Origin of the sequence: Paraburkholderia sp. SIMBA_030 (assembly GCF_046535245.1) — a bacterium.
GTDB lineage: Bacteria > Pseudomonadota > Gammaproteobacteria > Burkholderiales > Burkholderiaceae > Paraburkholderia.
Window position 1 is genome coordinate 226426 of record NZ_JAWRXB010000008.1, and the last position, 23333, is coordinate 249758.

Here is a 23333-nt window from a genome sequence, read left to right on the forward strand (position 1 = left end):
TTAGTCGATAGCCTTGTCATTCGGGCTCTTGTAGAGCGCCTTGATGTCGTCACTTTCCGGGAAGTTCAGGTTCAAGCCCTTCGGCGGAATCGGCGATTCGAACCACTTCTTGTAGATCTGATCGGCTTCGCCCGAGGTTTCGACCTTCGCGATCGCGTCGTCGACCACCTTCTTGAACTCCGGATCGTTCTTACGAATCATGCAGCCGTACGCTTCATGCGATTGCGGCGTGCCGACGATCACGAAATCGCCCGGGTTGTTCGACTTGGCACGCTCGCCGGCCAGCAGCGCATCGTCCATCATGAACGCGGCAGCGCGGCCGGTGGAAAGCGTCAGGAACGACTCGCCGTGGTCCTTCGCGCTGATGATGTTCATGCCCATGCTTTTGTCCTGGTTCATCTTGCGCAGGATACGCTCGGACGTGGTGCCGGCAGTCGTCACGACCGTCTTGCCCTTCAGGTCGGCCCAGTCCTTGACGCCCGAATCCTTCTTGGTCATCAAGCGCGTGCCGATCACGAAGATCGTGTTCGAGAACGCAGCTTGTTGCTGGCGTTCAGCGTTGTTGGTGGTCGAGCCGCATTCCATGTCGACGGTGCCGTTCTGCACCAGCGGAATACGGTTTTGCGACGTGACAGGCGTGAGCTTGACCTTCAGGTTAGGCATATTCAGCTTGGCCTTGACCGCGTCCACCACCTTCAGCGCGAATTCCTGCGAGTAACCGATGACGTTCTGCCTGTCGTCGTAATACGAAAACGGGATCGACGATTCGCGATGACCCAGCGAAATCACGCCCGTGTCCTTGATCTTTTTCAGCGTACCGGCGTCTTGCGCATGCGCGCCAACCGTAAACAGTCCGAGAGTCGCGAGCAGCAGTGCAGCCTTTTTAACCTTCATTGTGATCTCCTTGGCAAGAACCGGCGCCAGTTTAGCAAAGTAATTATTCTGAAAGTATGGCTATAAACCATGTTTGTTGCGCGCAAGCCGCTACAGGTTTACAGCGCTTCCGGCCGGTCAGTCAACCTTTTACGAATATGCAAAGGCGGGCGGCATCGATACGATGCCGCCCGCCGGTCGTACACGCAGTCTTGTGAACCGCGTCAAAGCAAGGATTCGAGCGACCCGCAGGGTGGCGGACCAGCCGTTTCACGCAAACAGGTCAGGGATACAGGCCACGCATTTCGCGGGCTTGCAGGATGCGCTTACAGGCCACGATAAACGCCGCGGTCCGCACCGACACATTCTGCTCGCTCGACACTTGCCACACGGCGGCAAATGCTTCACGCATCACGCGCTCGAGGCGCTGGTTGATCTCGTCTTCGGTCCAGAAGAAGCTCGAGAAGTCCTGCACCCATTCGAAGTACGACACCGTCACGCCGCCCGCGTTGGCGACCACGTCCGGAATCACGAGGATGCCGCGGTCGTGCAGAATGTCGTCCGCTGCCGTGGTGGTCGGGCCGTTGGCGCCTTCCACGATGATCTTCGTCTTGATCTTGCCGGCGTTCTTTTCGGTGATCTGGTTTTCCAGCGCGGCCGGAATCAGGATGTCCGATTCGACGGTCCAGAATTCTTCGTTCGTCACCGCGTCGGCTTCCGGGAAACCGCCGACACCGCCCGTCTTCGCGACGTGCTCGAGCAATGCGCCCGCGTCGATACCGGTCGACTTGTACAGCGAACCGGTGTGATCCTGCACGGCGACCACTTTGGCGCCCGCCTCCTGGAACAGACGCGCGGCAATCCCGCCGACGTTACCGAAGCCTTGCACCGCGATGCGCGCACCTTCGATGTCGAAGCCGATGCGGCGCGCCGCTTCGCAACCGACCACGAACACGCCGCGGCCCGTCGCTTCGCGGCGGCCCAGCGAACCGCCGAGCGTGATCGGCTTGCCGGTCACGACGCCCGTGGCCGTTTGGCCCTGGTTCATCGAGTACGTGTCCATCATCCACGCCATGATCTGGTCGTTCGTGTTCACGTCCGGCGCGGGAATGTCGGTGTTCGGTCCGATGATGATGCCGATTTCGCTCGTGTAGCGGCGCGTCATGCGCTCCAGCTCGCCACGCGACAGCGTGCGCGGATCGACGCGGATCCCGCCCTTCGCGCCGCCGTACGGCACGTTCACCGCCGCGTTCTTGACCGACATCCACGCCGACAGCGCCATCACTTCCGACAGCGTCACGTCCTGGTGATAGCGCACGCCGCCCTTGCCCGGACCACGCGACACGTTGTGCTGCACGCGATAGCCTTCGAAGTGCGCGACCGTGCCGTTATCGAGTTCGATAGGCACGTCGACGATCAGAATGCGCTTCGGGCGCTTCAGGGTTTCGAGCCAGCGGGACAGCGAGCCGAGGTACGGCGCGACGCGGTCGACCTGGCGCAGGTAGTTGCCCCACGGGCCGAGGTCTTCGCTATTGAGGTAGGACGGGACGGACTGCAACGATGATGCGGATTGTGCGACTGGCTGCTGGGAAGACATGAACGCTCCGGCGTTGATCGAATGCCGCCATTGTCGAAAAACGCCGATTTGAAATCCAATGCCGTTTCCTTATCCGATTATGTTTTTTTTGCATAACCGTCAAGAACTCGCAATTTGACGTCGTACGCGGGCAGTTTCAGACAGCACGCTGCGCCAGTTCCTCCGACACCAGGTCCCACAACTGACGCACGAGTATCTGCCGCGCATCATCGCTTTTCGCCGCCAGCTTGTCGCGATACAGGCGGATCTCCATGGTCAGCGTGAACTGTCCTTCCGGCGTGCAGCGTGTCGCGCGATCCAGCCGGATCAGCTTGCCATCGGCGACCGCGTCTTCCACCGCGCTGTGCGGCAGGAACGCGATACCGTGGCCGGCCAGCGCCATCGCCTTGAGCCCTTCGGCCATGTCGGTTTCGTACAGCCGGTCGAGATAAAGGCGCTCGGGCGCGTTGGTGAGGATCACCTCGGTCATGCGGCCGAGGTACGCGTTCGGCGTGTACGACAGATACGGCGTCGGCGCGTCGGCGCTGCCGGGCAGCGTGTGACGCGGCCGGCCCGCGCGGCCCGGCGCCGAGAACGGGCTGATCGGCTCGTTGCCGAGCGTCAGCATGTCGTAGCGCGCCGGATCGAGCGCGACCGGGTGGCTGGGATGGTGATAGCCCATCATCAGGTCGCAGCCGCCTTCCACCAGCGACAAAGCCGCGTCATGCACGTTCAGCGCGCGCAGCCGCGTGTGGATCGGCCCCATCTGCGCTTCGATGCGCTGCAGCCAGCGCGGAAAATAAGTCAGCGACAACGTGTGCGGCACCGCGAACTCGATGGTCGCCTGCGGCGTCGCCGTGTGTCCGCGCAGCAGCGCGCGCGCCTCGTGGAACTGCGACAGCATCGCGAGCGCCTGCTCGTTGAACACCTGGCCGGCTGCGGTCAGCCGCGTCGGGTAGACCGAACGGTCGATCAATTCAGTGCCGAGCCATGCTTCCAGCGCCTGGATGCGCCGCGAAAATGCCGGCTGCGTGACGTGCCGCAATTCGGCCGAGCGGCTGAAACTGCGCGTCTCCGCGAGTGAAACGAAGTCCTCGAGCCATTTCAGTTCCATGCGAAAGCCTGCTGCCAGCGGGGAGAGGAGAAGTCAGCATTCTAGCGGCGCGGCCAGGGCGCCGTGGCGTCGCTGGAGCATTAGCGCAACATTGGCGCAACATTGGCGCGACATTGGCGGGGCATTAGCGCGGCATTGGCGCGGCATTAACGCGGGCTCGCAGCAGATCTCGCGCGGAGCGCGCGCAGGCCGGGTTCGTCGCCGGATCGATCCCGAGATCGGGCAAACAGCCGCTCGGTGGTAAAATTCGCGGTTCCCTCCGTTCCCGATCCGCTCACTGAGCGCTCAACGCCCCGACCCGCCTCCATCATGTCCGACACCCGCCCCGACACCCTGTTCGCGCTGACCGCGCTCTCCCCGCTCGACGGCCGCTATGCGTCGAAAACCGAAGCCCTGCGCGACTGGCTCTCGGAAGCCGCGTTCATGCGCCATCGCGTGACGGTTGAAATCCACTGGCTGATCGCCTTGTCGCGCGCCGGTTTCGCCGAAGTGCCGCGCTTTTCCGACGCGTCCGAACAGTTCCTGCTGCAACTGGCCGAGCGTTTCACCGCGCACGACGCCGCGCGCATCAAGGACATCGAACGCGTGACGAATCACGACGTGAAGGCGGTCGAGTACTGGCTGAAGGAATCGGTGAAGGGTCAGCAAGAACTGGACCGCGCAAGCGAGTTCATCCACTTCGCGTGCACCTCGGAAGACATCAACAACACGTCGCACGGCCTGATGCTGGCCGGCGCACGCAAGCACGTCATTCTGCCGGCGCTGCGCGCGGTGCATCAGCGCCTCGTCGCGCTGGCGCACGCGCATGCCGAACAGCCGATGCTGTCGCGCACGCACGGCCAACCGGCCAGCCCGACCACGCTCGGCAAGGAAATCGCCAACGTCGCCGCGCGTCTGGAACGCGCGATCGACCGCGTCGCGAAGGTGGAACTGCTGGGCAAGATGAACGGCGCGGTCGGCAACTTCAACGCGCATCTGTCCGCGTATCCGGAGTTCGACTGGGAAGCGTTCTCGCGTGAAGTGGTCGAACAGCGCCTGAAGCTCACGTTCAATCCGTACACGATCCAGATCGAGCCGCACGATTACATGGCCGAACTGTTCGACGCCGTATCGCGCGCCAACACGATCCTGCTCGACCTCGATCGCGACGTGTGGGGCTACATCTCGGTCGGTTACTTCAGACAGCGGACCAAGGCAGGCGAAATCGGTTCGTCGACGATGCCGCACAAGGTCAATCCGATCGACTTCGAAAACTCGGAAGGCAACCTCGGCCTCGCCAACGCAACGCTGCGCCATCTGGCCGACAAGCTGCCGGTGTCGCGCTGGCAGCGCGACCTGACCGATTCGACGGTGCTGCGCAATATGGGCGTCGCGTTCGGCTACTCGCTGCTCGCGTACGACTCGCTAATTCGTGGTCTCGACAAGCTTGAAGTCAACGCGCAGCGTCTGAACGAAGATCTCGACAACTGCTGGGAAGTGCTGGCCGAGCCGGTGCAAACGGTGATGCGCCGTTACGGCATCGAGAACCCGTATGAGCAGTTGAAGGAACTGACGCGCGGCAAGGGCATCACGCGCGAAGCGTTGCAGACCTTCGTTACCGGCCTGGCTATTCCGCAGGACGCGAAGGATCGCTTGCTCGCGATGACGCCGGCGTCGTATATCGGCAAGGCGGTGGAACTGGCGAAGCGGATCGCTTAAGCTCAGTCGTTGCCTCGTTGCCTCAGGCATCGTTCAGGCAAGCACGAAAAAGGCGCTCCGGGGAGCGCCTTTTTTCATCCTGCCGCGTGAGCGACGAAAACGCTCAACGCGTCTTCATCTGCTTCAAGACCTCGTCGACGATCTCTTCCGGCGACAATTCGACGCTCACCGTAATCGCCTCATCGGCGCCCGGTTCTTCGAGCGTGTCGAGCTGGCTTTGCAGCAGCGACGGATCGAAGAAATGGCCGGTACGCGTGGTCAACCGGTCGCGCAGCACCTCGTACGAACCCTTCAGATAGACGAAGCACACGTCCTTGTCACCGTTGCCGCCGCCACGCAGAACGTCGCGGTACGAGCGCTTGAGCGACGAACACGTGAACACCGCCTTCTCGCCAGCCTTCTGCTTCTCTTCAATCGCTGCACGGATGGTTTGCAACCACGGCCAGCGGTCTTCGTCGGTGAGCGGAATGCCGTGGTGCATTTTCTCTTTGTTAGCGGCGCTGTGAAACGCGTCGCCGTCGGTGAATGCGCAGTGCAGGCGCTCAGCCAGCATTTCGCCAATCCTCGTTTTGCCGGCGCCCGACACGCCCATTGCGATCAGAATCATCAACTACTCCTTACACGACCGTCGCGAGCGCGAAAGTCAAAGCCAAACCCAACACGGAAATGATGGTTTCGCAGAGCGACCACGTCTTGAACGTCTGCCCCACCGTCATTCCAAAGTACTCCTTGATCAGCCAGAAGCCGCCGTCGTTGACGTGCGAGAAGATCAGCGAACCCGAACCCGTGGCGAGCACCAGCAATTCCGGCGTCACCTGCACGCCACTGGCCGAGGCGATCGGCGCGACGATGCCGCATGCCGTCGTCATAGCGACCGTAGCCGAGCCGGTCGCGAGACGGATCATCGCCGCGACGATCCAACCGAGCAGCAGCGGCGACAGATGCGCCGAGGTCGCCGCACCGACGATCTCCTTCGAGATGCCGCTATCCATCAGCACGCGCCCGAAGCCGCCGCCGGCACCGACGATCAGCGTGATACCCGCGATCGGCGCAAGACACTCGCCGCAGAACTTCTGGATCTGCTCACGATTGAAGCCGCGCTTCGCCCCGAAGGTCCAGAAGCTGACCAGCACCGCAATCAGCAGCGCCACGTCCGAGTTGCCGACAAAATGCAGCAGATCGTTCGGCAGGGTTTTCGGCGTGAACACCAGATCGGCCCAACTGCCGACCAGCATCAGGATGACCGGCAGCAGGATCGTGAAAAGCGTAATGCCGAACCCGGGCAGCTCACGCTTCACCCCTTCCGTGTGAGACTCGACGAATTGCGCGGCGAGCGGATTGTTCGCCGGCAGCTTGATCTGGCGATGAATCAGCAGTGCGAAAAGCGGACCGGCGACGATCGCGGTCGGCACGCCGACCAGCAATCCATACGCAATCGTCTTGCCGATGTCGGCGTGATATGCCTGCACCGCGAGCATCGCGGCCGGGTGCGGCGGAATCAGCCCGTGCACGACGGACAGCCCCGCGACCATCGGCAAGCCGATCAGCAGCAGCGATTTGCCGGTGCGCTTGGCGACGTTGAACGCGATCGGAATCAGCAGCACGAAACCGACTTCGAAGAACACCGGCAAACCGACGATGATCGCGACGAACATCATCGCCCAGTGAATGTTCTTCTCGCCGAACCAGTCGATCAGCGTGGTGGCGACGCGCTCCGCGCCGCCCGATTCGGCCATCATCTTGCCGAGCATCGTGCCGAGACCGACCACCACCGCGATGTGGCCGAGCGTATTGCCGTTGCCGGTTTCGAACGATTTGACGATCGTGCTCATCGGCATGCCGGCCGCAAGCCCAAGCAGTAGCGAGACGATGATCAGAACGAGAAACGGATAAACCTTGAAGCGCGTGATGAGCAGGATCAGCGCTGCGATGGCGATCACCCCGTAAACCAGCAGCATGCTGCCGTGGACAGCTTCCATGAAGCTCCTCCTTTGTGTTGTTGATTCTCGGCGCCAATGAAACTGGCACTGTGTCTCGCGGCCTGTGACGCTGCCGGTGCCAGGCAGTCGCGCGGACGCTGAATTTTACTGTCTGTTTTGTTTCAAGGCGCGCCAAAAGGGCAGCGCCGCATATTAAAAGGAGCCTCGCCGCGACAGCCTGACGGGCTGCTTCGACGAGGCTCCTCGGCCTGAACCTGGTGACCTGGCGAACGTACGCGCTGCGTCAGCTCAATGCGCGGACGCGGCTAGCTCGCTGGCGGCGCGTGCAAGACGCGTCACTTCATCCCAATTCTGCGCGGCAAGCGCAGCCTTCGGCGTCAACCACGATCCACCCACGCACACGACGTTCGGTTGTGCGAGAAAATTGATGGCGCTTTCGGCCGTAATGCCGCCGGTCGGGCAGAACTTCAACGTCGGGAACGGACCATAGAAGGCTTGCAGCATCGGCACGCCGCCGGCCTGTTGGGCCGGGAAAAACTTGACGATTTCGTAGCCGAGTTCCAGCGCAGCGATGATGTCGCTCGGCGTCATCACGCCCGGCAGCAGCGGCAAACCCGCATCTTGCGCGGCCTTGTGCATGTCTCTCGTCAGACCTGGCGACACGCCGAACTGCGCGCCCGCCTTCTTCGCCTGAGCGCAATGCTCGGGTTTCGTGATCGTGCCGACGCCGACCACGATGTCGTCGGCCAACTGGCTCGCGCGTTCGATCGCTTCCAGACCGGCCGCCGTGCGCAGCGTGATTTCCAGCACCTTCACGCCACCCGCATGCAGCGCGCGCGACACATGTTCGCCCTGTTCGGCCGAGTCGAATGCGAGCACCGGAATCACCGGGCCGAGGCGCACGATATCGCTTACTGTTTTCGACGTCATAGTCAGACTCCTTGTTTCTGCAGCCCGTGGCTGGCTTGAGTGGTGCTTGTGTGTGCTTTGCCGTGCTCGCCGTGGTGCGCGTGGCGCTCGCCGACCATCGGGCCGAACACCGAGGCGCCCTGCTCCGCGGGCGCGGCCGCCGCACGGAACACGCCGAACAATTCGCGGCCGAAGCCGACTTCGTTTTCCGCCTGATGCTGCGGCGCCGCTTCCGGGCGCGCCGCCCATTCGGCTGCATCGATTTCAATGTCCAGCACGCCGGCGTCCGCATCGATCATCAGCATGTCGCCGCTGCGGACTTTCCCGATCGGGCCTTGCAGCAACGCTTCCGGCGACAGGTGAATCACCGCCGGCACCTTGCCCGAGGCGCCGGACATGCGGCCATCGGTGACCAGTGCAACGTGGAAACCATGATCCTGCAACACACCGAGCAACGGCGTCAAACGATGCAGCTCGGGCATGCCGTTTGCGCGGGCGCCCTGGAAGCGCACCACGGCGATGAAGTCGCGTTTCAGTTCGCCGTTGTCGAATGCTTCCTGAACCGCTTCCTGCGAATCGAACACGATCGCCGGCGCCTTCACCTTGCGATGCTGCGCCGCCACCGCTGAAATCTTGATCACGCCGCGGCCGAGCTTGCCTTGCATCAGACGCAAGCCGCCGTCCGGCTGGAACGGCTCCTCGATGCCGCGCAGCACCGCGGTGTCTTCGCTGACCTGCGCGCCCGGCACCCATTGCAGCTTGCCGTCGAGCAGCTTCGGCTCTTCCGTGTAGTGCTTGAGCCCCTTGCCCGCGACGGTGTTCACGTCTTCATGCAGCAAGCCGCCTTCGAGCAGATTGCGAACGAGAAACGCCACCCCGCCAGCCGCGTGGAAGTGGTTCACGTCAGCCTTGCCGTTCGGGTAAATCTTCGCGAGCAGCGGTACGGCTTGCGACAACGTGTCGAAGTCATCCCAATCGATCACGATGCCGGCCGCCCGCGCAATCGCGACCAGATGCAGCGTGTGATTGGTCGAACCGCCCGTGGCCAGCAACGCGACGATGCCGTTGACGATGGCTTTCTCGTCGACCACATGGCCGATTGGCATGTAGTTGCCGCGCTCGACCGTCAGATCGAGCACGCGGCGCGCGGCCTGCGCGGTCAGCGCGTCGCGCAGCGGCGTGTGCGGATGCACGAAGGCCGAGCCCGGCAGATGCAGGCCCATGACTTCCATCAGCATCTGATTGCTGTTCGCGGTGCCGTAGAACGTGCAGGTGCCGTGGCTGTGATACGCGGCGGCTTCCGCTTCGAGCAGCGCGTCGCGGCCGCATTGACCAGTGGCGAACAGCTGCCGGGTCTTGGCTTTGTCGTCGTTCGAGAGGCCGCTTCCCATCGGGCCGGCCGGCACGAAAATCGTCGGCAGATGGCCGAATTGCAACGCGCCGATCAGCAAACCCGGCACGATCTTGTCGCAGATGCCGAGGCACAGCGCCGCGTCGAACATGTTGTGCGTCAGGGCGACCGCGGTGCTCATCGCGATCACTTCGCGCGAGAACAACGACAGTTCCATGCCCGCGTTGCCTTGCGTGACGCCGTCGCACATGGCCGGCACGCCGCCGGCGAATTGCGCGACGCCGCCGTTTTCACGCGCGGCTTCCTTGATGATATCCGGGTAGTTTTTGTACGGCGCGTGCGCGGACAGCATCTCGTTATACGCCGAAACGATGCCGATGTTCGGCTGGCGGATCTGCTTGATGACGAGCTTGTCGTTGCCTTCGAGGCCGGCAAAGCCGTGGGCCAGATTGGCGCACGAGAGCGCGCCGCGCGCCGGGAATTTGCCCTGCGCGTGCTCGATGCGGGCCAGATACGCCTCGCGAGTGGGCTTGCTGCGCTCGACCACGCGTTGCGTGACCTTCAACAATTGCGAATGCGGGGAAACCATCGGAGCTCCTTCGTCGCTGGCGTGAGGCGTACGCGCACTATGCCAGGCAGGTATCGCGGGGATGTCGAAACAGTCGACGTCGCAATCTTAGTAGAAAAACTACACGATCGCAACGACGACTCCTGCTGCACCGCCGCATCCAAGAACTGCCTGCATCGCTTTACTGGCGGCCAATCAGCGATGAACGCACGAAACCTAGGGATTACACCTACAGCACTAAATGTAGTTTTTGTACCTTCGTTAGCAATCAGATATAGTCCACGCATTCTTCAGCATAGTGCGAGTTTTCCGATGATGCTGTCTCAAGTGCAAGAGATGCGCGAGCAGTTGCGCCCGTCCGAGCGCAAGCTGGCCGATTACGTGATCGAAGCGCCGCGCGAGGTGCTCGACCTGTCGATGACCGAGGTGGCCGCGCGCGCCGGCGTCAGCCAGCCGACCATCGCGCGGTTCTGTCATGCGCTCGGCTTTTCGGGCTTTCGCGAGTTCAAGATCCGGCTGGCGCAAGGCATTGCTGCGGAAGTGCCCGCCGTCTACCGCGACGTGCGGCCAGACGAGCCGACGCCGGGCGTCGCCGCGAAGGTATTTGACCGGACCATCGGCGCGCTGATACAGGTGCGCAACAATCTGTCGTCGGACAGCGTGGCGGCGGCGATCGCGCTGTTGGCCCAGGCGCGGCGCATCGAGTTCTACGGCGCGGGAGGTTCGGGGATTGCCGCGCTGGATGTGCAGCACAAGTTTTTTCGCCTGGGTATGCCGAGCGTCGCGTATTCGGATCCGCATACGTTTTTGATGTCTGCGGCGCTGCTGGGTGAAGGCGATGTGGTGGTGGCGATTTCGAATACCGGACGCACGCGCGATATCGTCGACGCAGTGAAGTCCGCTCTGGCGGCGGGCGCGAAAGTGATTGCAATCACGCACGGCAATTCGCCGCTCGCCCGGCTCGCGACGGTGGGCCTGTTCGCGAACGTCGACGAAGACACGGATATCTTTTCGCCGATGACCTCGCGCGTCTCGCATCTGGCGATCGGCGATATTCTCGCGGTGGGCGTGGCGCTCAGCCGGGGACCGGAACTGGTCGAGAAACTGGCGCAGGCGAAGGAAGTATTGTTGCGGCGCCGGATTCAGGGTCCGGCCACGGGTCCGTAGCGCATCGAGCGGACGCTACGAAGATGACGTGACACGCGGACCGGGGCCGGTCCGCGTTTCGTCTCAGAACGGCTTCAAAACAACCAATGCCACGGCCGCCAGCATCCCCAGCACGGGCAGTTCGTTGAACATCCGATACCACTTTTCCGTGCGGCGGTTCTCGCCACGCTCGAAAGTCCGCAGCAGCACGCCGCAGTACGCGTGATAGATGATCAACAACACCACCACGCCCACCTTCGCGTGAATCCAGCCCTGCCCGCGTCCGATACCGACCGCGAGCCACAGCCACAGACCGCATGCGAGCGCCGGCACCGCGATAAACGTCATGAAGCGGAACAGCTTACGCGCCATCGTCAAGAGCCGCGCCGTGGCGGCGGGTTCCGTCTCCATCGCCAGATTGACGAAGATGCGCGGCAAATAGAACAGGCCGGCAAACCAGGAAGCAATCAGAACGATGTGAAACGTTTTTACCCAAAGCATCAGCGGTCCTTGTACTGCTTGTCAGCGTGGAAACGAGCGGGGGCCGCCAGCGCAGTGGACGGACAGCGCTGGACGACCCCAGTGATGGCGATAGCGCGCCGGAAGCAAACTGCTATTGCCGGCCTTCGCCGTGCCCCAGCACAATGTATTTCAGCGACGTCAGCCCTTCCAGCCCCACCGGCCCACGCGCATGCAGCTTGTCGTTCGAGATGCCGATTTCCGCGCCGAGACCGAACTCGAAGCCGTCGGCAAAGCGCGTCGACGCGTTGACCATCACGCTCGCCGAATCGACTTCGCGCAGGAAACGCATCGCGCGGTCGTGGTCTTCGGTGACGATCGCGTCCGTGTGCGCGGAGCTGTAGGTGTTGATGTGCTCGATGGCCGCATCGAGGCCGTCGACCACCTTGATCGCCAGCACCGGCGCGAGATATTCGGTGCACCAGTCTTCCTCGGTTGCATCGACTAGCGGGCCGACGCCGGCCGCCGACAGCACCGCACGCGCGGCAGCGTCCACACGCAGTTCGACTTCCTTGCCGCGGTACAGCTTGCCCAACGGCGGCAGCACTTCAGCCGCAATGCCGCGCGCCACCAGCAGCGTTTCCATCGTGTTGCAGGTGCCGTAGCGGTGCGTCTTGGCGTTATCGCAGACAGTCAGCGCCTTCGCCACATCCGCGCGATCGTCGACATACACATGGCAAATGCCGTCGAGATGCTTGATCATCGGCACGCGCGCTTCGTTCATCAACCGCTCGATCAGGCTCTTGCCGCCGCGCGGCACGATCACGTCGACGTATTCGGTCATCGTGATCAGCTTGCCGACCGCGGCGCGGTCCGAAGTGGCCACCACTTGCACCGCGTCCTGCGGCAAACCGGCGGCATCCAGCCCTTCGCCGATCAGCTTCGCCAGCGCCGTGTTGCATTCCAGCGCTTCGGACCCGCCGCGCAGAATCGTCGCATTGCCGGACTTCAGGCACAGCGCGGCGGCATCGATCGTCACGTTCGGGCGCGACTCGTAGATGATGCCGATCACACCGAGCGGCACACGCATTTGACCGACCTGAATGCCGCTCGGCCGGTACTTCAGATTGCTGATCTCGCCAATCGGATCGGCCAGCGCGGCGACTTGCCGCAAGCCTTCGAGCATCGTCTTCAGCGCCTTGTCCGACAGCGTCAGGCGATCGATGAACGCAATGTCGAGACCTTTGTCGCGTGCCCGCGCGACGTCGCGCGCATTGGCTTCCTTCAGCAGCACGGCATCGCGTTCGATTGCCTGGGCAACGGCCGCGAGCGCGGCATTCTTCGCCGCCGTCGACGCACGCGCCATCGCACGCGAAGCGTGGCGGGCGCGGCGGCCGAGGTCGGTCATGTACTGGTCGATATCCATGTTGATTCTCGTGGTGCCGCGCACGTTCAGGTGCGGCGGACAGGCAGAATGAGCAAAAGATGAAACGATTGTAAGTCGGGTGGCAGCGCTTTGCTCGCGGCGGCGGCTGGAGCGCGCGAGGGGTTTGATCCTCTGGATACTGAACGTCGGTGGTGCGAGACGTCTTCGAGACACTGGCAGTGCGGCTCACGCCTTATCACTCTTGCGCATCGAGCCGCGCCAGGCCGCCGCATCTACCAGGCTCAACCAGGCAGATCAGACTGGCCTTCGCGCCGGTGCAGTCGCCGCTGAGCGAGGTCGCGGTGGCGGCACGGACGCCGCTTTTGCGGGCGAGGCCACCGTCATCGCCAGTTCGAACAGGCCGTCCCACGGATCAGGCGGCGGATCGTTGCGATGATTGCCCGGCGTGCCGCCGGACAATCCCTTCACCTGCCGATCCAGCCGCGCCGCCAAAGCGAGCGCCTTCTCCAGCGCGCCCTCGGTGACGCGCGACAGCGCCGGCCCGATCAGCCGCTCACGCGGCCCCCACACGCGGTTCTCGCGCACCAGCATCGCAAGCGGCTTGCCTGCCGCCACGCCGCGCTTGATCCGCAATAGCGTGCGCACTTCTTCGACAACCGCCCACAGCACCAGCACTGCAGCTTCGCCTTCACCGCGCAGGCCGTCGAGCATGCGTGACAAACGGCCGACATCGCCTGCCAGCATCGCCTCGTTCAGCTTGAAAACGTCGTAACGGGCGACATTCAGCACCGCGTCCTGAACCTGCTCGAAGCTCAATGAACCGGCCGGATACAGCAGCCCGAGCTTCTGGATCTCCTGGTGCGCGGCGAGCAGATTGCCTTCCACGCGCTCGGCGATGAATGCCAACGCGCGCCGCCCTTCTTCACCGGCGGCGACCCGCTGCCCCTGGGCCGCAAGCCGTTGCCCGACCCAATTCGGCAACTGCGCGCGCTCGACCGGATCGATCTTCAACGCGACGCCCGCATCGGCCAGTGCGGTAAACCATGCGGCTTTCTGCGTGGCGGCGTCCAGCCTCGGCAACGTGATCAGCGTCAGCACTTCGTCATTGACGGCAGCGGCGAGCGCCTTCAGCGCGTCCGCGCCTTCTTTGCCCGGCTTACCCGACGGAATGCGCAACTCGACCAGTTGACGGTCGCCGAACAGCGACATCGACTGACTCGCGCCAAGCAGCGAACTCCAGTCGAAGCCGCGTTCGACGGTGAACACCGAGCGGTCGGTGAAGCCGGCCGCGCGCGCCGTCGCACGAATCCGGTCGCACGCCTCCTGCGCGAGCAGGTGCTCGTCGCCGTACACGACGTACAGTCCGGCGAGTCCCTTGGCGAGATGCGCTTCGAGCGCGTCAAGTCGTAGTTGCATGGCTACCGATCAGCGAGGTTGAACAAGTGCGGCAAAAGAAACAAGGTAAGCAAAGCACATCGCTCACAGCGGCGGCGGCGGCAAAGGGGCGCGCGGCGCGACCGCCGGCACTTCCTGGCCCGGCGCCGGATGCAGCGACTTCACGATAGACAGACGGCGCGTGAGCTGATCGATCGCATCGTTTTCCATGTCGGCGAACAGGATCTCGGATTCCGCGCTCTTGGCCTGCGAGTACTGGTCGCTATAGGTCATCGCGCGGTTCAACGCGATCACACTCGGCGGAATCAGCACAGTGCCGTCCTTACCGACCAGCGTGTAGTTCATCGAAAGATTTATTTGATACTCCTCGACGACGCCGAGCGAGTTCAAAGTCAGCGTACTGAGGCCGCGGCCTTCGGTAATCTGCAACGTCGCGTCGGCATTCGAGACCGAACTGACCACCACCGTATCGCTGCCGCCTTGCACCAGACGCGTCAGGCGCGCACCGGCCGCTGCCGAGCCGCCGGAGATATAGAGGCGTTTGAATGCATAGTCCTGCTGGCCGCGCAGCTGGAAGCCGCACGCGGACAACATCAGCACGCTGCAAGCCAGCGTCAAAAACGATCTGCGAGTCACATTGGCTCCTGGTTCGCAGTAGATTGCGCAGCGCAGACAAGCGCCGCCGCATGCGGCGGCGTCCTGCCCGCTGCCATGTTTTCGTGCGCCGTCAAACGACCACGTTCACGAGGCGGCCCGGCACCACGACGATCTTCTTCGGCGCCTTGCCTTCGCTGAACTTCGCGACCATTTCGTGAGCGGCCGCGATCTGTTCGATCGCTTCACGCGACGCGTCCTTCGCCACCGTCAGCGCGCCGCGCACCTTGCCGTTCACCTGCAGCACGAGTTCGATTTCGGCCTGTTCCAGCGCCTGTTCGTCGACCTTCGGCCACGCGGCGTCGAGCAGCGAGCCGAATTCGTCGGCATAACCGAGTTCCTGCCACAACTGGAAGGTCTGATGCGGCACGACCGGGTACAACACGCGCAGCATCACGCTATACGTTTCGCGCAGCACGACCGGTTGTGCGCCCTTCGCGCTGTCGAGCGCGTTGAGCATCTTCATGGCCGCCGACACCACCGTGTTGTACTGCAAACGCTGATAGTCGAAGTCAGCCTGCTTCAGCACGCTGTGGATCTCGCGGCGCAGCACCTTGTCGGCCTCGCCGAACGTCGCGGCGTCCAGCTTGCCGCCCGCGCGCAGCGCTGCTTCGTTCGCGTGACCGAAGCTCCACACGCGGCGCAGGAAGCGGCTTGCGCCTTCCACGCCCGAACCTGACCACTCGAGCTGTTGCTCTGGCGGTGCGGCGAACATCACGAACAGACGTGCGGTATCCGCGCCGTACTGATCGATCAGCAATTGCGGATCGACGCCGTTGTTCTTCGACTTCGACATCTTCTCGACGCCGCCGAGCACCACCGGCTGGCCGTCCGCGTTCAGCACGGCGCCGACCGGGCGGCCCTTGTCGTCGAACGTGACGGTCACGTCGGCCGGGTTGTACCAGGTCTTCTTGCCCGCTTCGTTTTCACGATAGTAGGTTTCGTTGAGCACCATGCCCTGCGTGAGCAGGTTCCTGGCCGGCTCGCCGAACTTGACCAGACCCATGTCGCGCATCACCTTCGCCCAGAAGCGCGAGTACAACAAGTGCAGAATCGCGTGCTCGATGCCGCCGATGTACTGATCCATCGGCGCCCAGTAATCGGTGCGCTCGTCGACCATGGTCTTCGCATCCGGCGCCGCATAGCGGTAGAAATACCACGACGAATCGACGAATGTATCCATCGTGTCGGTTTCGCGCCTGGCCGCGCCGCCGCACGTCGGGCAGGTGCAGTTCACGAACGCTTCGGACTTCGCGAGCGGGTTGCCGGTGCCGTCCGGCACGAGGTCTTCCGGCAGCACAACCGGCAGATCCTGTTCCGGCACCGGCACGTCGCCGCATGTCGGACAGTGGATGATCGGAATCGGCGTGCCCCAGTAACGCTGGCGCGACACGCCCCAGTCACGCAGACGCCACGTGACCTGCTTGTCGCCGAGACCGAGTTCCTTCAGGTCGGCGGCGATCGCGTCGACCGCCTGGGTGTAGTTCAGACCGTCGTACTTGCCGCTGTTGATGCAGACGCCGCCTTCCTTGTCGCCATACCATTCTGCCCAAGCCTCGGTCGAGAATGCCTTGCCTTCGACCGCGACCACCTGCTTGATCGGCAGACCATATTTCTTCACGAACGCGAAGTCGCGCTCGTCGTGCGCCGGCACGCCCATCACCGCGCCTTCGCCGTAGCTCATCAGCACGTAGTTGCCGATCCACACTTCGACCTGTTCCCGCGTCAGAGGATGCGTGACGTAGAAGCCGGTGCCCATGCCCTTCTTTTCCATCGTCGCAACGTCGGCTTCGGCGACGCCGCCGCGCTTGCATTCCTCGATGAACGCTTGCAGTTCCGGCTTGTCCTTCGCCAGACGCGTGGCGAGCGGATGCTCGGCGGCGACCGCGCAGAAGGTCACGCCCATGATCGTGTCGGCGCGCGTGGTGAATACGCGCAACAGCTTCTGCTCGCCGTCGATTTCGTACGGGAAACCGAAGTTCACGCCGAAGCTCTTGCCGATCCAGTTTTGCTGCATGATCTTGACGCGCTCAGGCCAGCCGAGGCCTTCGAGGTCGCTCAGCAGCTCGTCCGCGTACTGCGTGATACGCATGTAGTACATCGGGATTTCGCGCTTTTCGACCAGCGCGCCCGAACGCCAGCCGCGGCCGTCGATCACCTGCTCGTTGGCGAGCACGGTCTGATCGACCGGATCCCAGTTGACGGTGCCGGTTTTCTTGTACGCGATGCCCTTTTCGAGCATCTTCAGGAACAGCCACTGGTTCCACTTGTAGTAATCGGGGTTGCAGGTCGCGACTTCGCGCGACCAGTCGATCGCGAGGCCCATCGACTGCATCTGCTTCTTCATGTAGTCGATGTTGTCGTAGGTCCACTTCGCCGGCGGCACGTTGTTGGCCATAGCGGCGTTTTCCGCCGGCATGCCGAACGCGTCCCAACCCATCGGCATCAGCACGTTGTAGCCGTTCATCCGCAAATAGCGGTACATCACGTCGTTGATCGTGTAGTTGCGCACGTGCCCCATGTGCAGCTTGCCCGACGGGTACGGCAGCATCGAGACGCAATAGAACTTGGGCTTGTCGGTGGTTTCCGTCGTCTTGTACGCGTCGATGGCGCGCCATTGCCCTTGCGCGGCGGATTCGACGTCGGAGGGAACGTATTTTTCGTGCATGGTGTGATGGGATCGCTGGGTTCGGTGCTTTCGCACCGGCCGCTTGGTGCTCTGCTTGATGAAATGGCGTCGTTTCCCCTTCGGCGGGGGAAAGGGCTGATTATACCGTTCGCGGACGGGTGCGCCGCGTGGCGTGGTGCGCGGGTGGGATGGGATCGGGCCATTCCCGGCGGGACCGGGGCCGGGTGCAGCGCAACGGGCTCGGGGGTTCCGGGTAGCGCGGCCGGTTCGGGACTGGCGCGGTGTTGCTATTGGCTCGCGCCCGGCGGCGGCGGATCGGTCACGAAGCCGATCCGTTCCAGCCCCGCCTGCTGCGCCGCGCCCATTACCTGGGCAATCACCTCGTAACGCGTCGAGCGCTCGGCGCGCAGGTGGATCTCGGGCTGCTCGGTCTCTTTGCCTGCTTGCGCGAACCGCGCGCGCATCTGCTCAAGCGTGATGACGTTGCCGTTCCAGTACAGCTTGCCGGCGGCATCGATTGAAAGGGAAATGGTTTGCGGCGTTTGCCGCGCCGCCGCTGAAGCGACCTTCGGCAGATCGAGCCGGATCGCGTGCGTGAATAAAGGCGCGGTAATGATGAAGATCACCAGCAGCACCAGCATCACGTCGATCAACGGCGTCATGTTGATCTCGGCCATCGGCGCGGCCGTCTGCTTTTTTTCCAGTCCGCCGAATGCCATATCGCCTCCTTCTGCCTTGAGCGGCGCGCTTAACGGGCCCGGACCGGGGCTGGCGCCGGTTCCTGGGTTTTGGTCTGGTGCTGATCGGCCGGCGCGCACACGTAGGCGTGCAGATCGTGCGCGAAGCCGTCGAGTTCTTCCGTCAACTGCCGCACCAGACGCCCAAGTACGTTATAGGCAAGCACCGCCGGAATCGCGACCACGAGACCGAAGGCCGTCATGATGAGCGCCTCGCCGACCGGGCCGGCGACATTCTCGATCATCGCCTCACCGCTCGCCGCGATGCTGCTGAGCGCGTGATAGATGCCCCAAACGGTGCCGAGCAAGCCGACGAACGGCGCCGTGCTGCCCACCGAGGCCAGCAGAACCTGGCCGAACTCAAGCCGCCGCTGCGACGCGCCGAGCGCCTGACGCAGCGCCCGCAGCACCCGTTCGCTGCGCTCGACGCGCGCGAGCAGCGCGCCCGGGATGTCCACTTCGACCGCGTGCAGCGCGGCCTCGGCGAGCGGCGTGAAGACGCGCTCGCGATCCACACGCTTGAGCGCCGCGACGCCCTCGGAAAGCGTGGGCGCCTGCCAGAACTGCGCGATCGCGCGCGTGGCCTGATGTTTCGCGCGCCCCAAAATCCAGCTTTTGACGATCAGAAAGCACCAGCTCGCAATCGACATAGCCAGCAGCACATAGGCGACGGCATGCGTGATCGCGTCGCTGGTTTGCAGGTAATGGGTAATGCCGCTGCCTGCCATCTGAGCTCGCCTTCGGAAGTGATTCAGGGGCACAAACGGAGTCTGCAAGAGACCCCGCGACACGCTCAGCGCAGGCCGAGCACGTCCTGCATGTCGAACAGGCCGTTTGCGTGGCCTTCGAGGAAACGCACCGCGCGCAGCGCGCCTTGCGCGTACGACAGGCGGCTCGCCGATTTGTGCGTGATTTCGATGCGCTCGCCGATGCCCGCGAACAGCACCGTATGGTCGCCGACGATATCGCCGCCGCGAATCGCCGAAAAACCGATGGTGGACGGATCGCGTTCGCCGGTCACGCCTTCGCGGCTGTAGACCGCGCAATCGTCGAGATTGCGGCCAAGCGCGTTGGCGATCACTTCACCCATCGTCAGCGCGGTGCCGGACGGAGCGTCGACCTTGTGACGGTGATGCGCCTCGATGATTTCGATGTCGTAGCCGGTCGCGAAGTGCTTCGCGGCGAATTCGAGCAGCTTCAGCGTCACGTTGACGCCGACGCTCATGTTCGACGAGAACATGATGGCGATCTTGTCCGCGGCGGCGTGCAGTCGCGCTTTCTGCTCGTTGTCGAAACCGGTCGTGCCGATCACCATTTTCACGTTGTGGCGCTGTGCGGCTTCCAGATGCATCAGCGTGCCTTCGGGGCGCGTGAAGTCGATCAGGTAGTCCGACTCGGCGAACACGCGCTCGATGTCGTCGGTCAGCGCGACGCCCGTTTGTTTGCCGAGAAACGCACCGGCGTCCTGGCCGAGTTGCGGAGAGCCCGCACGGTCGAGCGCGCCGGACAACGTGGCGCCGGAATCGTTAAGGACGGTTTCGATGAGCATCCGGCCCATACGGCCCGATGCGCCAGCAATGGCAATTTTCATGGCTACGAGGCTTGGCGAAAGCAAAAAGCCGGCAAAAACCGGGCAAAAGCGGCGACGGCGGAAATCTTGCGCAAGCGCCGCACGTAACAGGAAAGGCAGAAAGTCCGACGGGCGCCGCGCACGGCGCGTCGCCCGTGTGCAGTGCCCGTTCGCAGTGCCCTTCTTAAGACACGGACAGCTCGATTAGCCGCCCGTTCCCGACGTTGCGGAAGAAGAAGTCAGCGGCGCGTTATGCGTCGGGCCGCCGTTGCTGCTTTGCGGGCCCGTCGGTCCCACCGGATTTTCCTGCGTGCCCGGAACCTGCGGCGGCGGCGGACGATGGAACTGGAACTGCGGCTGACCCGCGGACGTTGGGCCTTGCGGCGGTATTCCGCCACCGTTGGCGGTCGGCGCGGTCGAGCGCACCGATGACTGCGTTCTGCCCGACGGCGCCTGCACTGCATTGGTCGCACGATTGGCGGCCTGGGCAGCTTCGGCGTTGGCGTCCGTGGACGGTATAGCCGCTGCTGCAGCAGCGTCGGCGGACGGCGAGCGCGTGGTGTCCACCGTAACCGGCGCCGTGGCCACCGGCGCGCTGGCGCCACTTGCGCCGCTCGCCGCGACCGGCACGGCGGCCTTGGCCTTCTTGCCGCGCTTATCGCCGTCGATTTCGGCCAGCAGTTCGAGGTTGGACGGCAGATCGTCGCCGCCCGACCAACTGGCGACGCGGTCGCCCGCGAACATCACCACGAAGTCGCGTTGTTGCACGACGCTAGTCGAGCCGCGCTTGAAATAGAACACATAGTCCCAGCGATCCGCGTGGAACATGTCGGTGAGCAGCGGCGTGCCGAGCAGCTGGCGCACTTGCGCGCGCGACAGGCCGACCTGCATCTGCGCAGCCGCTTCTTTCGAGACGAAATTGCCTTGCACCACGGTGATCCGGTACGGCGTGATGCTTTGTGCAACGCGCTGCGTCAGGCTGTCGTAGGTGGAACATCCGGCAAGAACCGCGACAGTCACAGCAGCGATCAAGGTACCCCGCATGCGGCTCCCCCGGTAGATCAATTGAGATTTTGAAATCATTTCACTCACCGTGCGGGCCCGAGGACGAGCCGCGCGAGTTTCATTCCATCGAAGATGACCAGAACGGCAAAAACACATTACTATGAGAGCCCAGCATTGTACTCTAGGGATCCCTTGTCATGACCAATCCAACCGATCTCAAGAATATCGGGCTCAAGGCGACCCTACCGCGCCTCAAAATCCTTGAGATTTTCCAGCATAGCCCGGTGCGCCACCTGACCGCAGAAGACGTCTACCGCAACCTGCTGCATGAAGAACTCGATATCGGCCTGGCAACCGTGTATCGCGTGCTGACGCAGTTCGAGCAGGCCGGCCTGCTGTCGCGCAGCAACTTCGAATCAGGCAAGGCGGTATTCGAGCTGAACGAAGGGTCGCATCACGATCACCTCGTCTGCCTCGATTGCGGGCTCGTCGAAGAGTTTTTCGACTCCGAAATCGAAAGCCGCCAGCAGTCCATCGCGAGGGAACGCGGCTTCAAGCTGCAGGAGCACGCGCTGGCGCTGTACGGCGCCTGCACCAAGGAGAATTGCCCGCATCGCAAGCATTGACGTGATGCAGGCCGCGTCGGGGTACGCGGTCCAACAGGCAAACGCAAAAAGACCCGGCCGATGAACATCGGCCGGGTCTTTTTTTACACACGATTACAGCATGCTCAGTGCTGCAGCCGTGCTGCGGCTCTGATGCGGTTGCGGCCCTATTCCGCCATTTCGAGGCTCGCTTCGAACCCGAGCCGGTACGGCTCGGACAACGACAATTCGTTGCAGTTGGGTTGTTCGCCGCCGCGATCCACCACGACAAAATCGCTCACCTGCTCGAGCGCGAGCAGCGGATGGTGCCAGACACCTTTCGCATAGTTCACGCCCTGCCAACCGTCGCTCCAGAAGCCCCGCATCTGTGCCGGATCGAACTCGCCCGCCGGGGCGACCACCACCAGATATCGACGTGCCGTTAAGGGAATGAACGCCTGGCTGCCCAGCGGATGCCGCTCCATCATCGCAATGTCGACCGGCAGCGTCCGGGGCTGCGCGCGGAATACGCTGATCAGCGGCCGCCCGCCGTTTTCCGCGACGTCGACCCCGGCGAGGTCGTGATAGCGCTCGGTCGTGCCACCGTTGATCGCGAAATGGCGCGCGCCGTCCAGTTCGATTACGTCGCCGAACGGCGCGAAGGCCGCGCGCGTCAGCCGCTCCATCTGCAAAGTCTTCATCGACGCCACTCCGTTACGCGATCTCGCCCCACAACCGCAGGCGCGACACGCCGCCATCAGGGAAGATATTGAAACGCACATGCGTCACCGGCCCGTGCGACGCGAGTTCCGCGGCGAACGTATGCACGTGGTCCATCTGCAGTTTCTGTTCGTCGAGGAGCACCGGCCAGAACATCGCCTGCGTGACCAGCGAATCGTCGGTGCCGCCGGTGACCGAGGCTGCCTGCAGCGAGCAGCGATCGGGGAAATTGCCCTTGAAGTGCGCCGTATCCACTTCGATCTTGCGAATCACGCCCGGCCGCGCGAGCGCGACGATCGCCCAGTCGTTGCCGGGCTCGCGACGGCGCCGGGTTTCCCAGCCGTCGCCCATGTTGACCCCGCGCCCCGGCATCAGCATCTGCGAGGCCGGGCCGAAATGCTGGTTGTTCGCGGCGACGAGGTACGCGCCGTTTTCGATCGCGGCGAGGTCCAGCAGCGTGCCGCGTTCGACCCGCGCCCAGTCGCGCTGCGGCTGGCCGTACACGCGAAGGCGCGCGAGACCGCCGTCCGGATACAGATTCACGCGCAGATGCGTGAAGGCGCGCGCGTCGTTCACCTCAACGTAGTGGTGCTGGTTGCCCTGCAGCGTGGTCGCCGGCACGAGGGTTTGCCAGGCGGCGTCGTCCGGCGGGACGTCGCCGTCCACGTGACATGCGTCGATCGAGGCGGCCGGCGGGAAATTGCCGGTGAAGTGGCTCGTGTCCAGATCGACGCCGTGCACGACGCCCGGCCGCGCGAGCTTGATCACGCAATAGTCGTGGCCGGTGGTGCGCTTGCGGCGGGTCTCCCAGCCGTCCATCCACTTGCCGTGGTCGTCGTACTTGCCGGGGATGAACACCGCCGGTTGCGGCTCGAGCATGCGTTCCTTCGGCGCGAAGAATTCATCGCTGGCATAGAGCGCCTTCGCACCCAGACGCGGGTCGGCGAGGTTCATGTAACGACGGGTGAAAGCGGGAGCGTTGGGGTCGAGGATCGGATTAGCCATAGTCTCGGTCAGG

At 63.5% G+C, this 23333-nt stretch carries 21 protein-coding genes; 3 read left to right on the plus strand and 18 right to left on the minus strand.

What is annotated here, in order from left to right; translation table 11 throughout:
* From SB772_RS16025 to SB772_RS16035, 3 genes are all read right to left on the minus strand, one after another.
* Window positions 1–894 (minus strand): glutamate/aspartate ABC transporter substrate-binding protein, encoded by an 894-nt coding sequence (locus tag SB772_RS16025; RefSeq protein WP_410834210.1) that lies wholly within the window; start codon window positions 892–894, stop codon window positions 1–3.
* Window positions 895–1156: 262 nt separating this feature from the next.
* Entirely contained in the window at window positions 1157–2470 is a 1314-nt protein-coding gene (locus SB772_RS16030; protein ID WP_410834211.1) for a Glu/Leu/Phe/Val family dehydrogenase, read from the minus strand.
* Window positions 2471–2606: 136 nt separating this feature from the next.
* Window positions 2607–3563 (minus strand): LysR family transcriptional regulator, encoded by a 957-nt coding sequence (locus tag SB772_RS16035; RefSeq protein ID WP_410834212.1) that lies wholly within the window; start codon window positions 3561–3563, stop codon window positions 2607–2609.
* 309 nt (window positions 3564–3872) lie between these two features.
* Between SB772_RS16035 and purB the strand changes: the two genes are divergently transcribed.
* Window positions 3873–5261 (plus strand): adenylosuccinate lyase, encoded by a 1389-nt coding sequence (gene purB / locus SB772_RS16040; protein WP_410834213.1) that lies wholly within the window; start codon window positions 3873–3875, stop codon window positions 5259–5261.
* 103 nt (window positions 5262–5364) lie between these two features.
* Here purB and SB772_RS16045 read toward each other — a convergent pair whose 3' ends face one another.
* The 4 genes from SB772_RS16045 to edd form a co-directional block, all read right to left on the minus strand.
* Complete coding sequence (locus tag SB772_RS16045; RefSeq protein WP_410834214.1) at window positions 5365–5868, minus strand: gluconokinase; 504 nt, start codon at window positions 5866–5868, stop codon at window positions 5365–5367.
* A 10-nt stretch (window positions 5869–5878) separates the two neighbouring features.
* Entirely contained in the window at window positions 5879–7240 is a 1362-nt protein-coding gene (locus SB772_RS16050) for a gluconate:H+ symporter (protein ID WP_410834215.1), read from the minus strand.
* Window positions 7241–7489: 249 nt separating this feature from the next.
* Window positions 7490–8131, minus strand: coding sequence for a bifunctional 4-hydroxy-2-oxoglutarate aldolase/2-dehydro-3-deoxy-phosphogluconate aldolase (gene eda / locus SB772_RS16055; RefSeq protein ID WP_410834216.1), 642 nt, complete (start codon window positions 8129–8131; stop codon window positions 7490–7492).
* A 2-nt stretch (window positions 8132–8133) separates the two neighbouring features.
* Window positions 8134–10050: a phosphogluconate dehydratase gene (gene edd / locus SB772_RS16060; protein ID WP_410834217.1), complete on the minus strand. Its 1917-nt coding sequence runs from the start codon at window positions 10048–10050 to the stop codon at window positions 8134–8136.
* A gap of 291 nt (window positions 10051–10341) precedes the next feature.
* Here edd and SB772_RS16065 point away from each other — a divergent pair, with 291 nt between their 5' ends.
* Window positions 10342–11196, plus strand: coding sequence for a MurR/RpiR family transcriptional regulator (locus tag SB772_RS16065; RefSeq protein ID WP_410834218.1), 855 nt, complete (start codon window positions 10342–10344; stop codon window positions 11194–11196).
* A 63-nt stretch (window positions 11197–11259) separates the two neighbouring features.
* On the opposite strand, the gene SB772_RS16070 is transcribed toward SB772_RS16065, so the two are convergent.
* The 9 genes from SB772_RS16070 to bamE all read right to left on the minus strand — a co-directional run bounded on the left by SB772_RS16070 (window position 11260) and on the right by bamE (window position 21050).
* The gene (locus SB772_RS16070) at window positions 11260–11676 is read right to left on the minus strand and encodes a CopD family protein (RefSeq protein ID WP_410834219.1); all 417 of its coding nucleotides are present in this window, start codon (window positions 11674–11676) and stop codon (window positions 11260–11262) included.
* Between the two features lie 112 nt (window positions 11677–11788).
* Window positions 11789–13060, minus strand: coding sequence for a glutamate-5-semialdehyde dehydrogenase (locus SB772_RS16075; protein ID WP_410834220.1), 1272 nt, complete (start codon window positions 13058–13060; stop codon window positions 11789–11791).
* Between the two features lie 255 nt (window positions 13061–13315).
* Window positions 13316–14437 carry a DNA polymerase III subunit delta gene (holA, locus tag SB772_RS16080; protein WP_410834221.1) on the minus strand — a complete coding sequence of 374 codons (1122 nt, stop codon included), beginning with the start codon at window positions 14435–14437 and terminating at the stop codon, window positions 13316–13318.
* 63 nt (window positions 14438–14500) lie between these two features.
* Window positions 14501–15052 carry an LPS assembly lipoprotein LptE gene (lptE, locus tag SB772_RS16085; protein WP_410834222.1) on the minus strand — a complete coding sequence of 184 codons (552 nt, stop codon included), beginning with the start codon at window positions 15050–15052 and terminating at the stop codon, window positions 14501–14503.
* A 91-nt stretch (window positions 15053–15143) separates the two neighbouring features.
* Window positions 15144–17738 (minus strand): leucine--tRNA ligase, encoded by a 2595-nt coding sequence (gene leuS / locus SB772_RS16090; RefSeq protein ID WP_410834223.1) that lies wholly within the window; start codon window positions 17736–17738, stop codon window positions 15144–15146.
* Window positions 17739–17986: 248 nt separating this feature from the next.
* Window positions 17987–18418, minus strand: a complete 432-nt coding sequence (locus tag SB772_RS16095) for an ExbD/TolR family protein (RefSeq protein ID WP_410834224.1) — start codon at window positions 18416–18418, stop codon at window positions 17987–17989.
* Window positions 18419–18447: 29 nt separating this feature from the next.
* Complete coding sequence (locus SB772_RS16100) at window positions 18448–19164, minus strand: MotA/TolQ/ExbB proton channel family protein (protein ID WP_410834225.1); 717 nt, start codon at window positions 19162–19164, stop codon at window positions 18448–18450.
* 65 nt (window positions 19165–19229) lie between these two features.
* The gene (gene dapB / locus SB772_RS16105) at window positions 19230–20027 is read right to left on the minus strand and encodes a 4-hydroxy-tetrahydrodipicolinate reductase (RefSeq protein WP_410834226.1); all 798 of its coding nucleotides are present in this window, start codon (window positions 20025–20027) and stop codon (window positions 19230–19232) included.
* A gap of 183 nt (window positions 20028–20210) precedes the next feature.
* Window positions 20211–21050, minus strand: a complete 840-nt coding sequence (bamE, locus tag SB772_RS16110) for an outer membrane protein assembly factor BamE (RefSeq protein WP_410834227.1) — start codon at window positions 21048–21050, stop codon at window positions 20211–20213.
* Between the two features lie 158 nt (window positions 21051–21208).
* Between bamE and fur the strand changes: the two genes are divergently transcribed.
* Entirely contained in the window at window positions 21209–21637 is a 429-nt protein-coding gene (gene fur, locus SB772_RS16115) for a ferric iron uptake transcriptional regulator (protein ID WP_410834228.1), read from the plus strand.
* A gap of 146 nt (window positions 21638–21783) precedes the next feature.
* Here fur and SB772_RS16120 read toward each other — a convergent pair whose 3' ends face one another.
* The gene (locus SB772_RS16120; protein ID WP_410834229.1) at window positions 21784–22296 is read right to left on the minus strand and encodes an ureidoglycolate lyase; all 513 of its coding nucleotides are present in this window, start codon (window positions 22294–22296) and stop codon (window positions 21784–21786) included.
* A gap of 13 nt (window positions 22297–22309) precedes the next feature.
* Window positions 22310–23320: an allantoicase gene (gene alc, locus SB772_RS16125; protein WP_410834230.1), complete on the minus strand. Its 1011-nt coding sequence runs from the start codon at window positions 23318–23320 to the stop codon at window positions 22310–22312.
* Window positions 23321–23333 lie beyond the last annotated feature (13 nt).